At 71.9% G+C, this 18,815-nt stretch carries 15 protein-coding genes; 5 read left to right on the top strand and 10 right to left on the bottom strand.

Annotation, left to right across the window (positions count from 1 at the left end):
• Positions 1–6: 6 nt before the first annotated feature.
• Positions 7–1,125: an ADP-ribosylglycohydrolase family protein gene (locus OG521_29790; protein ID WUW24729.1), complete on the bottom strand. Its 1,119-nt coding sequence runs from the start codon at positions 1,123–1,125 to the stop codon at positions 7–9.
• 79 nt (positions 1,126–1,204) lie between these two features.
• On the opposite strand from OG521_29790, the gene OG521_29785 reads away from it, so the two are divergent.
• Positions 1,205–1,483: a DUF6343 family protein gene (locus tag OG521_29785; protein WUW24728.1), complete on the top strand. Its 279-nt coding sequence runs from the start codon at positions 1,205–1,207 to the stop codon at positions 1,481–1,483.
• Between the two features lie 45 nt (positions 1,484–1,528).
• Here OG521_29785 and OG521_29780 read toward each other — a convergent pair whose 3' ends face one another.
• The 4 genes from OG521_29780 to OG521_29765 all read right to left on the bottom strand — a co-directional run bounded on the left by OG521_29780 (position 1,529) and on the right by OG521_29765 (position 5,167).
• Complete coding sequence (locus tag OG521_29780; GenBank protein ID WUW24727.1) at positions 1,529–1,897, bottom strand: tetratricopeptide repeat protein; 369 nt, start codon at positions 1,895–1,897, stop codon at positions 1,529–1,531.
• Positions 1,898–1,965: 68 nt separating this feature from the next.
• Positions 1,966–2,568 (bottom strand): dephospho-CoA kinase, encoded by a 603-nt coding sequence (gene coaE / locus OG521_29775; protein ID WUW24726.1) that lies wholly within the window; start codon positions 2,566–2,568, stop codon positions 1,966–1,968.
• Positions 2,569–2,622: 54 nt separating this feature from the next.
• On the bottom strand, positions 2,623–3,561 hold the full coding sequence (locus tag OG521_29770; GenBank protein ID WUW24725.1) for a PAC2 family protein: 939 nt from the start codon (positions 3,559–3,561) through the stop codon (positions 2,623–2,625).
• Between the two features lie 82 nt (positions 3,562–3,643).
• Positions 3,644–5,167 (bottom strand): FAD-dependent oxidoreductase, encoded by a 1,524-nt coding sequence (locus OG521_29765; protein WUW26848.1) that lies wholly within the window; start codon positions 5,165–5,167, stop codon positions 3,644–3,646.
• Positions 5,168–5,491: 324 nt separating this feature from the next.
• On the opposite strand from OG521_29765, the gene OG521_29760 reads away from it, so the two are divergent.
• A complete protein-coding gene (locus tag OG521_29760; GenBank protein ID WUW26847.1) occupies positions 5,492–6,454 on the top strand; it encodes a right-handed parallel beta-helix repeat-containing protein in 963 nt (320 codons plus the stop codon).
• A 104-nt stretch (positions 6,455–6,558) separates the two neighbouring features.
• Here OG521_29760 and rpsA read toward each other — a convergent pair whose 3' ends face one another.
• Positions 6,559–8,073 carry a 30S ribosomal protein S1 gene (rpsA, locus tag OG521_29755; GenBank protein ID WUW24724.1) on the bottom strand — a complete coding sequence of 505 codons (1,515 nt, stop codon included), beginning with the start codon at positions 8,071–8,073 and terminating at the stop codon, positions 6,559–6,561.
• Between the two features lie 397 nt (positions 8,074–8,470).
• Between rpsA and OG521_29750 the strand changes: the two genes are divergently transcribed.
• Positions 8,471–9,283: a methyltransferase domain-containing protein gene (locus OG521_29750; GenBank protein ID WUW24723.1), complete on the top strand. Its 813-nt coding sequence runs from the start codon at positions 8,471–8,473 to the stop codon at positions 9,281–9,283.
• Between the two features lie 48 nt (positions 9,284–9,331).
• Positions 9,332–11,833 carry an ATP-dependent helicase HrpB gene (gene hrpB / locus OG521_29745; protein WUW24722.1) on the top strand — a complete coding sequence of 834 codons (2,502 nt, stop codon included), beginning with the start codon at positions 9,332–9,334 and terminating at the stop codon, positions 11,831–11,833.
• Here the strand turns inward: hrpB and OG521_29740 are convergent.
• The 3 genes from OG521_29740 to OG521_29730 form a co-directional block, all read right to left on the bottom strand.
• On the bottom strand, positions 11,820–12,821 hold the full coding sequence (locus OG521_29740) for a DUF3068 domain-containing protein (GenBank protein WUW24721.1): 1,002 nt from the start codon (positions 12,819–12,821) through the stop codon (positions 11,820–11,822). The two genes, hrpB and OG521_29740, sit on opposite strands and share 14 nt — an antisense overlap.
• Positions 12,822–12,856: 35 nt before the next feature.
• Positions 12,857–12,994 carry an SPW_0924 family protein gene (locus tag OG521_29735; GenBank protein WUW24720.1) on the bottom strand — a complete coding sequence of 46 codons (138 nt, stop codon included), beginning with the start codon at positions 12,992–12,994 and terminating at the stop codon, positions 12,857–12,859.
• 151 nt (positions 12,995–13,145) lie between these two features.
• On the bottom strand, positions 13,146–14,858 hold the full coding sequence (locus tag OG521_29730; protein ID WUW24719.1) for a lytic transglycosylase: 1,713 nt from the start codon (positions 14,856–14,858) through the stop codon (positions 13,146–13,148).
• A 186-nt stretch (positions 14,859–15,044) separates the two neighbouring features.
• On the opposite strand from OG521_29730, the gene OG521_29725 reads away from it, so the two are divergent.
• The gene (locus OG521_29725; GenBank protein ID WUW24718.1) at positions 15,045–15,914 is read left to right on the top strand and encodes a DUF4184 family protein; all 870 of its coding nucleotides are present in this window, start codon (positions 15,045–15,047) and stop codon (positions 15,912–15,914) included.
• A 42-nt stretch (positions 15,915–15,956) separates the two neighbouring features.
• On the opposite strand, the gene polA is transcribed toward OG521_29725, so the two are convergent.
• Positions 15,957–18,668: a DNA polymerase I gene (gene polA / locus OG521_29720; protein ID WUW24717.1), complete on the bottom strand. Its 2,712-nt coding sequence runs from the start codon at positions 18,666–18,668 to the stop codon at positions 15,957–15,959.
• Between the last annotated feature and the right edge of the window lie 147 nt (positions 18,669–18,815).

Genomic DNA, 18,815 nt, shown 5'->3' with positions numbered 1-18,815 from the left:
ACCGGCTCAGCAGGCCGGGTAGCGGCCCTCCGGCCAGCTCACCGGGTGCGCGAACTCCAGGGACAGGTCGTCGGCCAGCTCGGCGATCACGGCCCGTCCCTCGGTGCGCACCAGCCAGGCCGGAGGGAGTCCCGTCTCGCCGTGGCGGGCGCCGAGCAGATTGCCGCAGACCGCGCCGGTGGAGTCGCTGTCGCCCGAGTGGTTGACCGAGAGCAGCAGGGACTCGGCGACCTGGCCGGCCTCGGGCAGGACCAGGGCGCAGTACACGGCGATGGCCAGGGCCTCCTCGGCCACCCAGCCCGCACCGAGCGACTCCACCTTCCCGGCGCTCGGCGCGCCCTGCGCGGCCAGGTCGACGGCGCCGCGCAGGGCAGCGGTCGTCTCCTCGTGCCCGGGGTGGCGGGCGAGCAGGTCCATGGCCCGCAGGACCGATCCCGGCAGGGAGTCGCCCGCCAGCAGATGGGCGACGATCGCCGCGAGCGCTCCGGCCGCGTAGGCACCGGTGGGGTGGCCGTGGGTGATCTGCGCGCACCGGGCGGCCAGCGCGAAGCCCCCGGCCGGGTCCTCGCCGGTCAGGCCGAAGGGGGCGGAGCGCATGACCGTGCCGCAGCCCTTGGAGTCCGTGTTCACCGGGCCCGGCACCCCGAGCGGGCCCTGCGGGTCGGGGGTGTGCGCGGAGGTGAGTCCGCTCAGGCAGGCGTTTCCGGGGGCCCGGCGCGCGTACAGCCAGGGCTGCTGCCTGAGCCATCCGGTCCGGACGAGGTCGCCCCCGTCACGGGCCGGCGGCGCGGGATGGTTCTGGGTGTCCAGCCAGCGCAGATAGGCGTGCTTCATGACCGCCGTCTCGGCACCGCCGATCCCCTTGGACATGGCCCGGGAGTGCGCCCTGATCAGTCCCTCGGCCGTGAAGAGCGTCATCTGGGTGTCGTCCGTGACGCGTCCGACGGCCCCGTCCTCGTCGGCGGTGAGCCCCTGGACGCCCTGCTCGCCGTGCGCGCGGCGGATGCCGGCGAGCGACAGGAACTCCACCGGGTTGCCCAGGGCGTCCCCGATCGCCCCGCCCAGCAGACACCCGCGGATCCGGGACCTGCGCACGGCCGCGTCCCCCGTTGCTGTGCCGTTCACGGCCCCGCCCCCACTCTTTGCCGTCGGATCGCCGCACGAGTGCCGTCGCGGGTCCATGCTGGTAGGTGAGGCGATCGCCATGCGTACCGGTAATGAGCCCATGACCGCCCGCAGCCCGCTGCGGATGCGGCTCTGGCTGAGTCTATGGGGCCTGGCCTGGGCCGTCTTCGGCCTGACGGCCTTCACTGTCACCGGCCGGCCGGGCTGGGCGGCGGCCTGCGGGGTGCTGCTGGTGCTGGTCCTGGTGGATCTGGCCGTGATCGTCCACCACCTGCGCCGGGGGCCGCACGGCCGGCCGGACCGCACGATCCCGCCGTACGCACCCGGTCCCGGCGGACGGGGACGTTACGGGCACTGAGCGCCGGACTCCGGACATGCGGGCCCGGCCGTAGGGGCCGGGCCCTCAGCCGTCCGCATCGAAGCGGGCCGCCTTCAGGTACTCCGGGTTCGGGTCGAGCGCCGCCGCCAGCCGGAAGTGGCGCGTGGCCCGCTCCGGGTGGCCGGACCGCTCGAAGGTGCGCGCGAGGGCGAAGTGCGCGAACGCGTTGTCCGGCTCCCGCTCCAGCACGAGCTCGAACTCAAGCTCGGCGGGGCGCAGTTGGGCGGCCGCGAAGAAGGCGCGGGCGCGCAGCAGCCGGGCAGCGGTGTTCTCCGGGTGGGAGGCGATCACCGAGTCGAGCAGTTGCACGGCACCCCGCGGGTCGCGCGCTGCCAGCAGCTGCTCGGCCGCGCGGAAGTCTATGACGTGGGTCTCCGGGTTCCTCTCGGGCACAGTCGCATCCTTCCCTCGTCCACCGCGGGGTGAACGTCGGCCCGGCCGCCGGAATTCCGGCCCCGGGGTCAGCCGGCCGCGGCCCGCCGTTCCAGTTCCGACCAGAGCGCGCGGACCTGCGGTTCCAGGGCCTCGACCGGTCCGTCGTTGTCGATGATCAGATCGGCCACCGCGCGCCGCTGCTCGCGGGTGGCCTGGGCCGCCATCCGGGCGCGCGCCTCCTGCTCCGTCATCCCGCGCAGCCGCACGAGGCGGTCGAGCTGGGTCTCCGGGGCGGCGTCGACCACGACGACCAGGTCGTAGAGGGGGGCGAGGCCGTTCTCCGTGAGGAGGGGCACGTCGTGGACGACGACGGAATCGGGTCCGGCGGCCCGTTCGAGTGCGGCGGAGCGGGCGCCCACCAGCGGGTGGACGATCGCGTTGAGAGCGGCCAGCCGCTCGCTGTCGGCGAAGACGACCGAGCCGAGCTTCGGCCGGTCCAGCGTGCCCTCGGGGGTCAGGATGCCGGTGCCGAACTCCTCGACGACGGCGTCGAGCCCGGGGGTTCCGGGCTCGACGACCTCACGGGCGATCCGGTCGGCGTCGACGAGGACGGCCCCGTAGCCGGTGAGCATCCGGGACACTTCGCTCTTGCCGGCGCCGATCCCACCGGTCAGACCCACTTTCAGCATGGGCGGCAGCCTAGTACCCGCCGCCCGGTGGTGCGGTGAGCGGGCCGACCGGTCTCAGCCGTCACCCTCGCGCTCGGCCAGGAACTTCTCGAATTCGAGGCCGATCTCGTCGGCGGACGGCAGGTCCACCGGTTCGGCGACCAGATTGCCGCGGGTCTCGGAGCCGGCGACCGCGTCGTACTGGTGCTCCAGGCCCTCGACCAGCGAGACGAGCTCCTCGTCGCCCTGGTCGATCTGGCGGTCGATCTCCGTCTGGGTGCGGTGCGCCTCGGTGCGCAGCGAGTGGGCGACGGTCGGCAGGACCAGTCCGGTCGCCGCCGTGATCGACTCCAGTGCGGTGAGCGCGGCGTCGGGGTAGGCGGAGCGGGCGACGTAGTGCGGCACATGGGCGGCGACACCGAGCACGTCGTGTCCGGCCTCCATCAGCCGGTACTCGACGAGGGCGGCGGCGGAGCCGGGCACCTGCGCCTCGTCGAACGGGCTGCGGTGGCCGGGCATGAGGTCGGTGCGGTTGCCGTGCGGGGTGACGCCGACCGGGCGGGTGTGCGGGACGCCCATCGGGATGCCGTGGAAGGTGACGGCGAGACGGACACCGAGCCGCTCCACGATCTGCTCGACGGCGGCGGCGAACCGCTCCCACTCCACGTCGGGCTCGGGCCCGGACAGCAGCAGGAAGGGCGCCCCGGTCGCGTCCTGGACCACCCGCACGTCCAGCGTCGGGGTCTCGTACGCCGACCAGCGGTCGCGCTTGAACGTCAGCAGCGGGCGCCGTGCGCGGTAGTCGACGAGGCGGTCGTGGTCGAACCGGGCCACGACCTGGTGGGGCAGCGATTCGAGCAGGCCGTCGACGATCTGCTCACCGGTCTCACCCGCGTCGATGTAGCCCTCGAAGTGGTAGAGCATGACCAGGCCGGCCGACTCCTGGGCGAGCGCCATGTCGACGACAGCCAGGCCCTTCGGCTCCCATTCGTACAAACTCTGCGGATCAGGCACGGTTACCGCTCCTCCTTGTGTTCCTGAAGAAGAACGTCCCGGGGGGCACGGGCATTCCCGCCCGTGCCCCTTCACATGGTGTTTACCCAAGTACCCGCGTATGCAGTGCGGTGACCGCCTTCCGTGCGGAGGTGAACGCTCCGTGCTGCCAGGCGTCCGCGTAGCTCAGGTAGTCACCGGCGAAGTAGACCCGTCCGGCCGCCCGGTTGAGCGGTGCGAAGACGGGGGCGTCGGGGCCGCCGGACAGCGAGTGCCAGGAGGCCTCGAGGTACGGGGTCTGGCGCCAGTGGTGGGAGAACGACGTGGCGAGTTCCGTGCGGTACTTCTCACCGTGGATCTTGACGCCCTGGGCGAGGGCCCGCGCCTCCCGCTCGCGCGGGGTGAGCGCGGCGTACGCGTCGGCGTTGGAGCCGGTGTTGTAGTAGCCGATGATGGTGCCGCGCCGGCCCTGGTGGCCGTAGGACGGGTACCAGATGTGGGCCAGGTCCATGTCGGTCTCGGTGATGCCGCCGTAGATCTGCTGGTCGCTCTCCCACCAGCGGCTGCGGTACTCCAGCCCGATCTTCCCGGCCGACGACGGCTTGCAGGCCTCCAGGGCCGTCTGGACGGCCGGGCCGAGGTTGTGGGCGGTCTTGGCCAGGATGTTGGGCGGCAGGGCGGCGACGCAGTAGTCCGCCTCGATGCTGCGGGTGCGGCCGGACTGCGTGTAGGTGACGGTGACGCCGTGGGCGGTGTCGGTGATCTCGGTGACGGCGGCGCCGGTACGGATCCGGCGCTCCCCGATCGCCCGGGTGAGCGCGGCGGGTATCCGGTCCATGCCGCCGACGGGCTGGAACATCAGCATCGCCTGGTCGTACTCGAACTCGAAGGCGAAGTACCGTCCGACGCCGCTGGCGAAGACCTCGGATGCGGTGGGTACGGACCCGAGCTCCTCGCCGGGGGTGCCGGCGGCCGCGGGGTCGACGCGGTAGCCGCGTCGGGGGCTGCCGGTGTAGTCGAGGGTGTCGCCGATGTCGCCGAAGTCCTTGAGGAAGTCGAGCAGCCGCTCCTGGTCGTCGGCGGTGATCTGCCGGTCGAGCGCGCCCTTGTCGGTGGCCTTGGAGAGGAGTTCGGCGACGTAGCCGTACACGTCGGCCTTGGCGGTGCGGTAGCGGACGGGGGCCTTCATCCCCGACTTCTCGTTGTAGATGTAGGCATTGGCGTTCACGTTGGTGAACACCTCGATGGGGACGCCGAGTTCGCGGCAGTAGTCGAGGGTGACCATCCACTGCGGGATCCGGCCGGGTCCGGCGTTCATGTACTGGCCGTCGGAGAACCGCGCGGTCTGCTTGACGCCGTGGATGTCGGTGGTGGAATCCCCGCCGCGTACGGTGAAGTTGCGGCCGCCCGTACGGCCGCGGGCCTCCAGGACCGTACAGTCGTAGCCCGCCTTGCCCAGCTCGTAGGCCGTGGCGAGACCGGCGATGCCGCCGCCCACGACGACGACCTTGGCCGCGGCCTTCCCCTTCAGGTGGAAGTCACCGCTGCTGGGGGCGCGGAAGGCGGGTTCGCGGCCTGCGGCCTGGGCGGTGGGGGCGAGGCCGAGCGCCCCCATGGTGGCGAACATCGCGCCCGCCCCGCCGGACAGACCGACGTTGCGGAGGAAGGTGCGGCGGCTCGCGGGCGAGTGGTGCGAAGCGTGAGTCATGTCCCGGCTCCCCTTCGGATCTTGAGGTTGCCGGGATCCTGGCAAGGGCGTGTTACGGGCCGTCAGCTATTCGTGTATCCCGCACGTTTCCCTGTGTTCACCCTGCCCGCAGCATCGACGCACATTGGTCCAGACCTTGACATGGCCCGACCTCGTCCCTACCGTCACTGGGCAGCAAGTTCAGACACTCGCCCCATATTCATGTACGAGAACGTCCTGAACCTCTCACGGGAAGGCACCCCCATGCGCACCCGCACGCTGCTCCCCGCCCTGCTGGCCACCGCGCTCGCCACCGGCGCGCTCACCCTCGCCTCCGCCCCGACGGCCGGTGCCGCGACGGTCATCGAGGTGAGCACCGCCGCCCAGCTCAAGTCGGCCCTCACCGCGGCCGCCCCCGGCGACACGATCCACCTCGCGGACGGCACGTACACCGGCAACTTCAAGGCCCTCGTCCCCGGCACCGCCTCCGCGCGCATCACCCTGACCGGCTCCTCCGGCGCGGTCCTCACGGCCGGCGGCGGCTACGGGCTGCACTTGAACGGCGCCTCGTACTGGACGGTGAAGGGCATCACCGTCACCGGCGGCCAGAAGGGCATCATGGCCGACGGTGCCAACGGCGTGATCATCGATGCGGTGACCGTGCACGACCTCGACATGGAGGGCGTCCACTTCCGCAAGTCCAGCAGCGACGGCGTCATCCGGAACTCACGGATCTACGACACCGGGCACGACGGCCGGGGCATGGGCGAGGGCGTCTACGTCGGCTCGGCGGGCGACCTCTCCGACCGCAGCGACCGGGTCCAGATCCTGGACAACACGATCGGACCGGACGTCGGCGGCGAGAACGTCGACATCAAGGAGGGCACGACCGGGGCCCGGATCATCGGCAACACCTTCGACGGGAGCGGGCTGACGGGCGCCAACTACGACGACTCCTGGGTCGACGTGAAGGGCAACGACGTCCTCGTCCAGGGCAACCACGGCTCCCGTACGACCAACAACGGCTACGAGACGCACACCCAGCAGAGCGGCTGGGGCTGCGGGACCGTCTTCCGGGACAACGCCTCGGACCTGTCCGGCTCCACGGGCGACAAGCGGATCGCGGTCAACGTCACGAACTACGGCGCGAGTTGCCCCACCACCGTCTACGCGAGCAACACGGTGACCGGCGGCAACGGCCTGACCAACATCGACGTCACCCCGTAACAGCCCGAACAGCCCGCCGCGGAAACGAGTGAGGCCCGCTCCCCGAAGGGAGCGGGCCTCACTTTCACCTACTGCAGCCGATGACCGGCCGGAGGGTCAGAGCGTCAGCTCTGGCCGCCCGCCAGCTTCTCGCGCAGGGCAGCCAGGGCCTCGTCCGACGCCAGGGCGCCGGAGTTGTCCGCGGACTCCGAGGAGTACGAGCCGCCGCCACCGCTGCCGCCCGAGGCAGCCGGAGCGCTGCCGGCCGGGGCGGCAGCGCCCTCGGCAGCAGCGGCCTCGTCGGCCTCGCGGGACTTGATGACCTGGGCCTGGTGCTGCTCGAAGCGCGTCTGCGCCTCGGCGTACTGCGTCTCCCAGACCTCGCGCTGAGCCTCGAAGCCCTCGAGCCAGTCGTTGGTCTCGGGGTCGAAGCCCTCGGGGTAGATGTAGTTGCCCTGGTCGTCGTACGACGCGGCCATGCCGTACAGGGTCGGGTCGAACTCGACCGAGGCCGGGTCGCCACCGAAGGACTCGTTGGCCTGCTTCAGCGAGAGGCTGATGCGACGACGCTCGAGGTCGATGTCGATGACCTTGACGAAGATCTCGTCGTTGACCTGGACGACCTGCTCCGGGATCTCCACGTGGCGCTCGGCCAGCTCGGAGATGTGGACCAGGCCCTCGATGCCCTCGTCGACGCGCACGAACGCACCGAACGGAACGAGCTTGGTGACCTTACCGGGAACGACCTGCCCGATCTGGTGCGTACGGGCGAACTGCTGCCACGGGTCTTCCTGCGTCGCCTTGAGCGACAGGGAGACGCGCTCGCGGTCCATGTCCACGTCGAGAACCTCGACGGTGACTTCCTGGCCGACCTCGACAACCTCGGAGGGGTGGTCGATGTGCTTCCAGGACAGCTCGGACACGTGCACGAGACCGTCGACGCCACCCAGGTCCACGAAGGCACCGAAGTTGACGATCGAGGAGACGACGCCGGAGCGGACCTGACCCTTCTGGAGGGTCGTGAGGAACGTCTGGCGGACCTCGGACTGGGTCTGCTCGAGCCAGGCACGGCGGGACAGGACCACGTTGTTGCGGTTCTTGTCCAGCTCGATGATCTTGGCCTCGAGCTCCTTGCCCACGTACGGCTGGAGGTCGCGGACGCGGCGCATCTCGACGAGCGACGCCGGCAGGAAGCCACGGAGGCCGATGTCGAGGATGAGACCACCCTTGACGACCTCGATGACGGTACCGGTGACGATGCCGTCTTCTTCCTTGATCTTCTCGATGGTGCCCCAGGCACGCTCGTACTGAGCGCGCTTCTTCGAGAGGATCAGGCGGCCTTCCTTGTCCTCCTTCTGGAGAACCAGGGCCTCGATCTCGTCGCCGACCTTGACGACCTCGTTCGGGTCGACGTCGTGCTTGATCGAGAGCTCGCGGCTCGGGATGACACCTTCGGTCTTGTAACCGATGTCGAGGAGAACCTCGTCCCGGTCAACCTTGACGATGACACCGTCAACGATGTCGCCGTCGTTGAAGTACTTGATCGTCTCGTCGATCGCCGCGAGGAACGCGTCCGCGTCGCCGATGTCGTTGACCGCAACCTGCGGAGTGGTGGCGGTGGTCTCGGTGCTGCTCGTCATGTGGGAAAGGGCTCCGGTACGGACAGTGAGTCGAAGTTACTGCTACGCCGTGAGCCCGTATCGCCTCTGCAGAAGCCGGACAGCCTGGGAAGCGCCGATCCCGAACCGGGAGGCGCCTCGTGAACCGAGGGGACATACATACAGATGCGAGCGCGGCCTGCTAGGTCTGAGGCGCGCAGGCTCGCAGCGCAACTTGTAGCATACGGGGGCAGCAGGGCAGGGTCAATGCGCGAAGGCGCACACCAAGGGCGGAACGACCCATACCCGGCACAACTCAGGTTCACCGAGGCCACATCGGCCCCGGAGATGTTCCGGACACACGGGTTCCGTACTCACGGATCCCCCCTGGTACGTACCGCGTACGACGGGGTGAAGGCAAACTACAACGACGGACACGATGAGCCAAGAGATCTACGCGGCCGAACCAGAGGCGACACGGCGCGGCGCCGGCGAGGCGGAGAGCAGCCGGGCCAGTCGCGGCTGGTGGGACCGCAATGCCGACGAGTACCAGAACGACCACGGCGGCTTCCTCGGCGACGACCGCTTCGTCTGGGGACCCGAGGGGCTCGACGAGGCGGACGCGGCCCTGCTGGGCCCGGCCGGTTCGCTGAAGGGCCTGGACGTCCTGGAGATCGGCGCCGGCGCGGCACAGTGCTCGCGCTGGCTGGCCGCCCGGGGTGCCCGGCCGGTCGCCCTCGACCTCTCCCACCGCCAGCTCCAGCACGCCCTGCGGATCGGCGGGGGCATCCCCCTGGTCGAGGCGGACGCCGGGGTGCTGCCGTTCCGCGACGGCTCCTTCGACCTGGCCTGCTCCGCGTACGGCGCGGTGCCGTTCGTCGCCGACCCGGTGCAGGTGTTCCGTGAGGTCCACCGGGTGCTGCGCCCCGGCGGCCGCTGGGTCTTCTCCGTCACGCATCCGGTCCGCTGGGCGTTCCCGGACGAGCCGGGGCCCGAGGGCCTGTCCGTCGCCGCCTCGTACTTCGACCGCACCCCTTATGTGGAGCAGGACGAGCGGGGCGACGCGGTGTACGTGGAGCACCACCGGACGCTCGGCGACCGGGTGCGGGACGTGGTGGCGGGCGGTTTCCGCCTGGTCGACCTGGTGGAACCGGAGTGGCCCGCCTGGAACAGCCAGGAGTGGGGCGGCTGGTCGCCGCTGCGCGGCAACCTGATCCCGGGCACCGCGATCTTCGTCTGCGTACGGGACTGACCGCCGTCCGGTGAACGGGCCGGGCCCCGCCCGTACGAGACTGGGGGCGTGATCCGCACCGACGCACTGGACCAGCTGCCCGTCCGCACCGCCGTGCCCGCGCTGCGGCAGGCGCTCGACGACCGCGGTGCCGCGGTGCTCTGCGCGCCGCCGGGCACCGGCAAGACGACGCTCGTCCCGCTGGTCCTGGCCGGTCTGACCGGCGACGGACCGGTGCGCCGGGTCGTGGTCGCCGAACCCCGGCGGATCGCCGCCCGGGCCGCGGCCCGGCGGATGGCGTGGCTGCTCGGCGAGCGGCCGGGCGAACGGGTCGGCTTCACGGTGCGCGGCGAGCGCGTGGTGGGTCCGCGGACCGTGGTCGAGGTGGTCACCACCGGGGTGCTGCTCCAGCGGCTCCAGCGCGACCAGGAGCTGGCGGGTGTCGACGCGGTGATCATCGACGAGTGCCACGAACGGCATCTGGACGCGGACACGGTGGCCGCGTTCCTCCTGGACGTGCGGGAGGCGATCCGTCCCGATCTGCGGCTGGTCGCCGCGTCGGCGACGACGGACGCGCAGGGCTGGGCCCGGCTGCTGGGCGACGCGCCGGTCGTCGAGGCGCAGGGGGTGTCGCACCCGGTGGAGGTGGTGTGGGCGCCGCCGCTGCGGCCGGTGCGGCCGCCGCACGGGATGCGTGTCGATCCGGCGCTGCTGGGCCATGTCGCCGCCGTGGTGCGGCGGGCGCTGGCGGAGCGGGACGGCGACGTGCTGTGCTTCCTGCCCGGCGTCGGTGAGATCGGCCGGGTGGCGGGGCAGCTGTCCGGGGTGGCCGCGGAGGTGCTCCAGGTCCACGGGCGGGCCCCGGCCGCCGTGCAGGACGCGGTGCTGGCCGGTTCGCCCGAGGGGCGGCGGGTGGTGCTGGCGACCTCGGTGGCGGAGTCCTCGCTGACGGTTCCGGGTGTGCGGACCGTCGTCGACTCGGGTCTGGCCCGGGAGCCGCGCACCGACCACGCGCGGGGGCTGAGCGCGCTGACGACGGTACGGGCCTCGCAGGCGGCGGGCCGGCAGCGGGCGGGCCGGGCCGGCCGGGAGGCGCCCGGGACGGTCTACCGCTGCTGGGAGCAGGCGGAGGACGGGCGGCTCGCCCGCTTCCCGTCCCCCGAGATCAAGGTGGCCGACCTGGCGGCGTTCGCCCTCCAGGCGGCCTGCTGGGGCGATCCGGACGCGACGGGGCTCGCCCTGCTCGACGCACCGCCGGCCGGTGCGATGGGCGCGGCCCGCGAGGTGCTGACGGCGGTCGGCGCGGTGGAGGCGGACGGGCGGGTCACCGGGCGGGGGGTCCGGATGTCCCGGCTGGGTCTGCACCCGCGGCTGGCCAGGGCGCTGCTGGACGGGGCGGCCGAGGTCGGCGGGCGCCGGGCCGCGGAGGTCGTGGCGCTGCTGAGCGAGGAGCCGCCGCGGGACTACGGGGACGACCTGGCCGCCGCGTTGCGCACCGCCCGGCTGGGCAAGGACGGTTATGCCGCCCGCTGGCGCCAGGAGGTGCGGCGGCTGTCCTCCTCCCTGAAGGACGCGGGTCACGGCGGGCCGGGTCCGGACGATGCCGCCGTGGGGCTGGTCGCCGCGCTGGCGTTTCCCGAGCGGGTGGCGCGGGCCCGGGGCGAGGGGGCGTTCCTGATGGCGTCCGGCACGGGCGCGGAACTGCGGGACGGCTCACGGCTGCGCAGCGCCCCGTGGCTGGCGGTCGCGGTCGCGGACCGTCCGGCGCACGCGGCCTCCGCGCAGGTGCGGCTCGCCGCCGTCATCGACGAGGACACGGCGCGGCTGGCGGCCGGGCATCTGCGGTTCGCGGGCGAGGAGGTGCGCTGGGACGGCCGGGACGTGGTGGCCCGACGGGTGGAGCGCCTGGGCGCCGTCGAACTGGCGACGCGCCCGCTGAAGCGGCCGGACCCCGCGCTGGTGCGCGAGGCCCTGGTGGAGGGGCTGCGCCGGGAGGGGCTCGGGCTGCTGCGCTGGAGCCGCGACACCGGGCAGCTGCGCGAGCGGCTGGCCTTTCTGCACCGGGAGCTCGGCGCGCCGTGGCCGGACGTCTCGGACGAGGCGCTGCTGGACCGTACCGAGCCGTGGCTGGAGCCCGAGCTGTCGCGGGCCCGGCGCCGCTCGGACCTGGCCGGGATCGACGCCGGGCAGGCGCTGCGCAGACTGCTGCCGTGGGCGACGGGTGAGGCGGCCCGGCTGGACGAACTGGCCCCGGAGCGGATCGAGGTGCCGAGCGGTTCGCGGATCAGGGTGGAGTACGGCGGTCCGCAGCCGGTGCTCGCGGTGAAGCTCCAGGAACTGTTCGGCCTCCAGGAGACCCCGCGGGTGGCGGGCGTCCCGGTGCTGGTGCACCTGCTCTCGCCCGCGGGCCGCCCTGCGGCGGTGACGGCGGATCTGGCGTCGTTCTGGCGGGAGGGCTACAAGGCGGTGCGGGCGGAGCTGCGCGGCCGCTATCCGCGGCATCCGTGGCCCGAGGACCCGACGACGGTGGCGGCGACCCGCTTCACGAAGGCGCGGCTCAAGCGGGAGTAGGGGCGGGTTCCGGTTCCTTGCGCCCGGCCGTCTCCGCCTCGTCCGGCCGCCGCGAGCGGGCCTCCAGCCACAGCGACAGGGCCAGCAGGAGGACGGCGAGGACGAGGAAGCCCCAGGGCAGGTACGAGGTCAGCAGCAGGACCAGCAGGCGCTGGGACTTGACCAGGTCGGTGATCGAGACGATGTAGTCCTCGCGCATCTTCACGTGCCCGGCGAACACGGTGACGGTGTCCTGGGACATGCCCATCGCCTTCGCGTTCCGCAGCTCCTCCTTGTGGACCTCCTCGCCGTTGACCGGCGCCCCGGTGACCGGGTCGACCCAGAACATCCGCTTGGTGGTGTACCAGCGGGTCATGCCGGTCTTGGCGATCTGCGCCGGGGTGATGCCCTTGATCGGCATCGTCTTCGGCATCGGGACCTTCGTCCACGGGATGGTCTGCTCGAAGTAGTAGACGTCCAGGCCGCGGAACTTCTGGGTGCCCTCGTAGTGGATGGGCGCGCTGGTGCGGGTCTGGGCGTCGAAGTACTCGTAGTCGCGCTTCTCGGTGAGGAAGGGCCACTTGAACTCGATGCCCTCGCGGCTGACCGGGTCCCCGTCGACCGACTCGCCGGTGGCGTGGACGGGGTCCTGGCTGTGGGCGTCGAAGATGTAGCGCTCGGGGATCTTGGAGACCATCTTGCCGTCGGGACCCTGGATGTAGGAGAGCGCGTCCCACACGACGACGTCGCGGCCGGCGCTGCGCTCGATCTTGTCGGACTCCTCCACATTGCCCTTGAGGGTCTGCACGATGGTGATCTTGTCGACCTTCTCGGACTTGAGCGTGCTGTAGTTGAGCAGGGTCGCGGGCTTCGCCTCCAGCACCGTCTCCTGGTACTGGTTCGGCGGTATCTTCGCCAGCCGCGGGAAGGCGTACCAGCGCAGCAGCGGTGACATCGCGGCGAAGAAGACGGCGAAGGCCAGGAGTACGAGGCTGGCTCGGCGGCGCATGGGGGTCCTCCCTCTGCATTCCGTGGTGCGGACGGCTAGTTCTTCGGACCCGGGACCGTGGTCAGCAGGGGTTTGGGTGAGGTCTCGCCGGGTGGGGCGCCGATCGCACTGATGGTGAGCACGAGGGCGAGGGCGGCGGCCAGTCCGATGGCGGCGGCGACTAGGGCACGCATGCTCGGCCTCCCGGAAGCACGGAACTGATGGGTCGTCAGGGCTGGGGCACCGTAGCAACCCGGACGCGAGATGAGAACACGTAGAACAGCCCCTTGGCCGGGTCCCGGCGAAGGGGCTGTTCGGGGCGTGTGGAGCCCTGGTGCGGACGGGTCAGGCGGCGGCGGGGGCCTCGACCGTCAGCTCGATGACGACCGAGCCGCCGCCCTCGGTGGTGAGGCGCAGCTTGTACGTGCCCGCGGCGCCGTCGGCGTAGATCTTCGGCAGGGTGACCGTGCCGTCGGCCCCGGTGGTGAGCGCGAGGGTGCGGACCGGGTCCCCCTCGTCGTCCGTGAAGTACGGGCCCTTGTCGTTCTCCGCCGGCTTCTCGTCGTCGGTGATCATGGTGGCGGTGACGGCGACCCGGTCGGCGGCCGCGCCCTTGAACGTCGCCTTGGCGGTGACGTCGGCGAAGGTCTGGCCCGCGACGGCGGTCAGCTTCGCGGTGCCCGTCCTGGCGATGGCGTCGGCCTGCCGGGCGGTGACGGCCGCCTGGTAGGTGACGGCGGGCAGCGAGGTGCCGGTGGCCGTCGCGCGCACGGTGAACGCACCGGTCTTCTCGCCCGCCTTCAGCACCGGCGCGGTAACGGTGCCGTCGGCCCCGGTGGCCAGGGTGACGGACTTCTTCCCGCCGTCGAACGCGGCGTCCGTGTCACCGGCGACGGTGAAGGTCACGGACACCTTGGCGAGCGGCTTGCCGAGGTTGCTCTTCGCCCGGGCCTTGATCCGCTCGGCGAACGCGTCGCCCGCCGTCGCGGTCAGCTCGCCGGTGCCCGCGTTCTGCACGGCGGCGAGGTCCGGGGTCGGCGTGGGCTCGGGCGTCGGCGTCGGGGTCGTCGGCGTCGTCGGACGGCCCGGGTCCGTGGGCGTGGGGCTCGGCTTCATCGGAGGCTTGGGGGTCGGCGTCGTCGGAGGCTTGGGGTTCGGCGTCGGCGATCCGGACGGCGAGGAGGACGGCGACGGGGAGCCGCCCGAGGTGCCGGGGCCGAGGTCCGGATGGGTCCCCGTGCCGGTCTCGGCCGGCAGGACACCGGTACCGTCCGGCACCTCGTGGGTGCCGCGGTTGTAGTAGTCGAACCAGGTGCGGACGGTACGCAGATACTCGTCCGAGTGGTTGTAGCTCAGGACCGCCCGGTCCAGGTCGGCGGCGAGCGACAGGTCGCGCGAGCCGGCGCAGAGGTAGCGCCCGGCGGCGAGCGCCGCGTCGTAGATGTTGTTCGGGTCCCTGCGGCCGTCGGCGTTGCCGTCCTGGCCCCAGGTCTCCCAGGTCGACGGGATGAACTGCATCGGGCCGACCGCCCGGTCGTGCGTCGAGTCGCCGTCGTAGACACCGTTGTCGGTGTCCTTGATCAGGGCGAAGCCCTGGCCGTTGAGGGCCGGTCCGAGGATCGGGGAGAACGTGGTGCCCTGCGCGTCGACGCGGCCGCCGCGGGCCTGGCCGGACTCCACCTTGCCGATCGCGGCGAGGAGCTGCCACGGCAGCCGGCAGGCGGCGTCCGTGCCCGCGATGGTCTGCTGGGCCTTCTTGTACGCCGCCAGGACCGAGGCCGGTATGCCCGATTCCGCACTGCCTGTCACGGGCAGATTGGTGGAGGTGCCCGGCTTGTTGGGCGTGTTCAGCGGCGGCAGGTCCGTGAAGTAGGGCGAGTTGCCCGACGCGGCGCCGTCGCCCGAGGGCGTCGATCCGGCGGCCGGCTGCTCGCCTCCCTCGGACGCCACCAGGGGTGAGCCGGGGGCCTGCGATGCGGAGAGTGCCGCCACAGCGGCGGCTGCCACGGCAGTCGTGGCCGCCCCTCTGCGAAGTCGGCGACCGAATTGCGCTGCCATAACGTGTGGGCCCTCCCCGTCGTCGGCTGTCCGCGCTCCCCTGCGCCTGGACTCAGGCGACCCTACGGCAACTTGTGCCGCCCGAACACAGCGGCCGTACCGCTTCTTACCGGTTTCTCACCTTCCGGTCCGCAAGTTGTCCAATGGGTGACGGGCCGGTGAAGACGGCTCCCGCATACTTCCCCCATGCCGTTCACGCTCAGCCACGCCGCCGCCGTCCTCCCCGGGATCCGCCGCAACGGAACCGGGCGCGGACCGCTCCTGGCCTCGGCCCTCGTCGCCGGCTCGTTCGCCCCCGACATGACGTACTACGCGGACACGGCGGTCCCGGGTGCCATGGAGTTCGGGCAGGTCACCCACGCGTGGTGGGGTGTGTTCACCGTCGACGTCGTGATCACCGCGGCGACCGTGGCGCTGTGGCTGCTGCTGCGCGAACCGCTCGTGGCACTGCTGCCCACGAGCCAACAGGGGCGCGTGCACACCTGGGTACGCGGCGAGCGGCGCACCCCGCGGGAGGGGCCGCGCGGTCTGCGGGACGGTGGCTGGTTCCTGGTGTCCGCCGTCATCGGGGCCGGGACGCACGTCGTCTGGGACGCGTTCACCCACCACGACCGGTGGGGGGTGCGGCTGGTGCCCGTACTGGACCGCGACGTGTCCGGATATCCGGTGTTCCAGCTGGTGCAGTACGGCAGTTCGGCCCTCGCGCTGACCGTGCTCGCGTGGTTCGCCGTGACGGGGCTGCGCCGGACCGGGAACCGGCCGGTGCCGGCGTCCGTACCGGTCCTGGACCGCGGGGCGCGGTGGTGGGCGGCCGCGGTCATCGGGCTGTGCGTCCTGCTGGGCACCGTGCACCGCTGCGCGCGCTGGTACGCCTACTTCGGGCACATCGACACACCGCTCGACATCATCCCGACCGCGTGCTTCGGCGCGGGGGCCGGGCTGGCGGCCGGACTCGTGCTGTACGCGGTGTGGATGCGGCTGCGGGGCCGGGGCACCGCGGCACCCTCACTCCCCGTCGCCGGCCGGGCCCGGGACACGAGCCGGACCGGCGACTGAGGACGGAGCGCCCGGCGACGGGCGCCCGCCCCGCATCGGGCCTCAGTGTGCGGCGGACTCCCAGTCCGTGCCCACGCCGACCGACACATCCAGCGGCGCCCGCAACTGCACCGCCGTCGCCATCTCGTGGCGCAGGATCTTCTCCACCTGCTCCCGCTCACCCGCGGCGATCTCCAGCACGATTTCGTCGTGGACCTGGAGCAGCATCCGTGACGTCAGCTTCGCCTCGGTGAGTGCCCGGTCGACGTGGAGCATGGCGACCTTCACGATGTCCGCGGCCGTGCCCTGGATCGGTGCGTTGAGCGCCATCCGCTCGGCCGTCTCGCGGCGCTGGCGGTTGTCGCTGTTGAGGTCCGGCAGATAGCGGCGGCGGCCGAAGACCGTCTCCGTGTAGCCGGTGGCCCGCGCCTCCTCCACCACGCGGTGCAGATAGTCGCGGACGCCGCCGAACCGCTCGAAGTAGGTGTCCATCAGGCCCCGGGCCTCGCCCGCCTCGATGTTCAGCTGCTGGGAGAGACCGAACGCGGACAGGCCGTACGCCAGCCCGTAGCTCATGGCCTTGATCTTGCGCCGCATCTCGGGGTCGACCGCGGTCTTCTCGACACCGAAGACCTGCGAGGCGACCGTGGTGTGCAGGTCCTCGCCGGAGGTGAACGCCTCGATCAGGCCCGCGTCCTCGGAGAGGTGCGCCATCACGCGCAGCTCGATCTGGCTGTAGTCCGCCGTCATCAGCGTCTCGAAGCCCTCGCCGACGACGAAGCCCCGGCGGATCGCCCGGCCCTCGTCGGTGCGGACGGGGATGTTCTGCAGGTTGGGGTCGGTGGAGGAGAGCCGGCCGGTCGCGGCCACGGTCTGGTTGAACGTGGTGTGGATCCGGCCGTCCGCGGCGATCGTCTTGACCAGGCCCTCGACCGTGACCCGCAGCTTCGCCTGCTCGCGGTGGCGCAGCATGATGACCGGCAGCTCGTGCTCGGTCTGCGCGGCCAGCCACGCCAGCGCGTCCGCGTCCGTCGTGTACCCGGTCTTCGTCTTCTTCGTCTTCGGCAGGCCCAGCTCGCCGAAGAGGACCTCCTGGAGCTGCTTGGGCGAACCGAGGTTGAACTCGCGGCCCACCGCGGCGTGCGCCTCCTTCACCGCCTGCTGCACGGCGCCCGCGAACTGCTGCTCCATGCCCTCCAGATGGGGCCGGTCCGCCGCGATGCCGTGCCGCTCCAGGCGGGCCAGCAGGATCGACGTCGGCAGCTCCATGTCGTGCAGCAGCTCGGCCGCGCCGACCTCCTTGAGCCGCGTCGTGAACGCGTCGCCGAGGTCGAGGACGGCACGGGCCTGCGTCATCAGGGCGTCGGCCTCGGCCTGGTCGTCCGCACCGAACGCCAGCTGGCCGTCGGACGCGGCCGCCGGGGCGAGCTCCCGGCCCAGGTACTCCACCGCCAGGGCGTCCAGCGCGAAGGAGCGCCGGCCCGGCTTGACCAGATACGCGGCGAGCGCGGTGTCCATCGACACGCCCTCGATCCGCCAGCCGTGCTCCGGGAAGACGCGCATCGCGCTCTTCGCGTTGTGCATGACCTTCGGCCGGGACGCGTCCGCGATCCAGGCGGCGAACGCCTGCTCGTCGGCCTCGTCGACCTGCGCCGGGTCGAACCAGGCGGCGGCCCCGCCGGCCGTGGCGAGCGCGATCTCCGTGACCGTGCCGCTGCCGAGCGCCCAGGTGTCCACCGTGGCGACGCCGAGCGGCTGCGCGCCGTGCTCGGCCAGCCACGGAGCGAGCTCGCCGGCCCCCAGCACCGCACCGTCCAGCTCGATGCCCGCGGCCGGAGCCGGGGCCTCGTCCTCCGCCTTGCCCGGGTCCACCGCGAGCAGCCGCTCACGCAGGCTCGGGTTGCGGATCTCCAGCACATCGAGCACCCCGGTGACCGCCGTGCGGTCGTAGGGGGCGCGCTCCAGATCGGCGGGGGTCTTCGGCAGTTCCACGTCGCGGACCATCTCGGTCAGCCGCCGGTTCAGCCGCACCGCGTCCAGGTGGTCGCGGAAATTCTGCCCGGCCTTCCCCTTGACCTCCTCGGCCCGGTCCACCAGCTCGTCGAACGAACCGAACTGGTTGATCCACTTCGCGGCCGTCTTCTCGCCGACCCCGGGGATGCCCGGAAGGTTGTCCGACGGGTCACCGCGCAGCGCCGCGAAGTCCGGGTACTGCTGCGGGGTGAGGCCGTACTTCTCCTCGACCTTCTCCGGAGTGAACCGCGTCAGCTCCGACACACCCTTGGTCGGGTACAGCACCGTCACGTTCTCCGTGATCAGCTGGAACGAGTCCCGGTCGCCCGTGACGATCAGGACCTCGAAACCGGCCGCCTCCGCCTGCGTGGCCAGCGTCGCGATGACATCGTCCGCCTCGAAGCCGTCGACCGCGAACCGGTCGGCGTGCATCGCGTCGAGCAGCTCCCCGATCAGCTCGACCTGGCCCTTGAACTCGTCCGGGGTCTTCGACCGGTTCGCCTTGTACTCCGGGAACTCCTGCGAGCGCCACGTCTTGCGCGACACGTCGAACGCCACCGCGAAGTGCGTCGGCGCCTCGTCACGCAGCGTGTTCGCGAGCATCGACGCGAAGCCGTAGACCGCGTTCGTCGGCTGCCCCGCCCCCGTCGTGAAATTCTCCGCAGGCAGCGCAAAGAACGCCCGGTACGCCAGGGAGTGCCCGTCCATCAGGAGCAGGCGCGGTCGGTTGTCTGCCGTCTTCTTCGATGCCGTCTCAGCCACACCCCGATCCTGCCACGTACCACTGACAATCCGGACCGGCCGCCGTCTCCGGCCGTCCTGCGGCGGCTCGCCGGGCGGCCCTCCCCCGCCGCGTGCCAGGATCGGAGACAAGGAATCACGCACCGCGGACCGCGCCCCGGCCCGCCG

The sequence above is a fragment of the Streptomyces sp. NBC_01463 genome (assembly GCA_036227345.1).
Taxonomy (GTDB): Bacteria; Actinomycetota; Actinomycetes; order Streptomycetales; family Streptomycetaceae; genus Streptomyces.
The sequence above is the reverse complement of the archived record's forward strand: the minus strand, read 5'-3'. Positions and strand labels throughout refer to the sequence as shown.

Excerpts from the sequence above, each read along its gene's own strand:
- OG521_29785 (WUW24728.1), top strand. The coding sequence starts at position 1,205 with ATGCGTACCGGTAATGAGCCCATGACCGCCCGCAGCCCGCTGCGGATG.
- coaE (WUW24726.1), bottom strand. The coding sequence starts at position 2,568 with ATGCTGAAAGTGGGTCTGACCGGTGGGATCGGCGCCGGCAAGAGCGAA.
- OG521_29765 (WUW26848.1), bottom strand. The coding sequence starts at position 5,167 with ATGTTCGCCACCATGGGGGCGCTCGGCCTCGCCCCCACCGCCCAGGCC.
- OG521_29760 (WUW26847.1), top strand. The coding sequence starts at position 5,492 with ATGCGCACCCGCACGCTGCTCCCCGCCCTGCTGGCCACCGCGCTCGCC.
- rpsA (WUW24724.1), bottom strand. The coding sequence starts at position 8,073 with ATGACGAGCAGCACCGAGACCACCGCCACCACTCCGCAGGTTGCGGTC.
- OG521_29750 (WUW24723.1), top strand. The coding sequence starts at position 8,471 with ATGAGCCAAGAGATCTACGCGGCCGAACCAGAGGCGACACGGCGCGGC.
- OG521_29740 (WUW24721.1), bottom strand. The coding sequence starts at position 12,821 with ATGCGCCGCCGAGCCAGCCTCGTACTCCTGGCCTTCGCCGTCTTCTTC.
- OG521_29735 (WUW24720.1), bottom strand. The coding sequence starts at position 12,994 with ATGCGTGCCCTAGTCGCCGCCGCCATCGGACTGGCCGCCGCCCTCGCC.
- OG521_29730 (WUW24719.1), bottom strand. The coding sequence starts at position 14,858 with ATGGCAGCGCAATTCGGTCGCCGACTTCGCAGAGGGGCGGCCACGACT.
- OG521_29725 (WUW24718.1), top strand. The coding sequence starts at position 15,045 with ATGCCGTTCACGCTCAGCCACGCCGCCGCCGTCCTCCCCGGGATCCGC.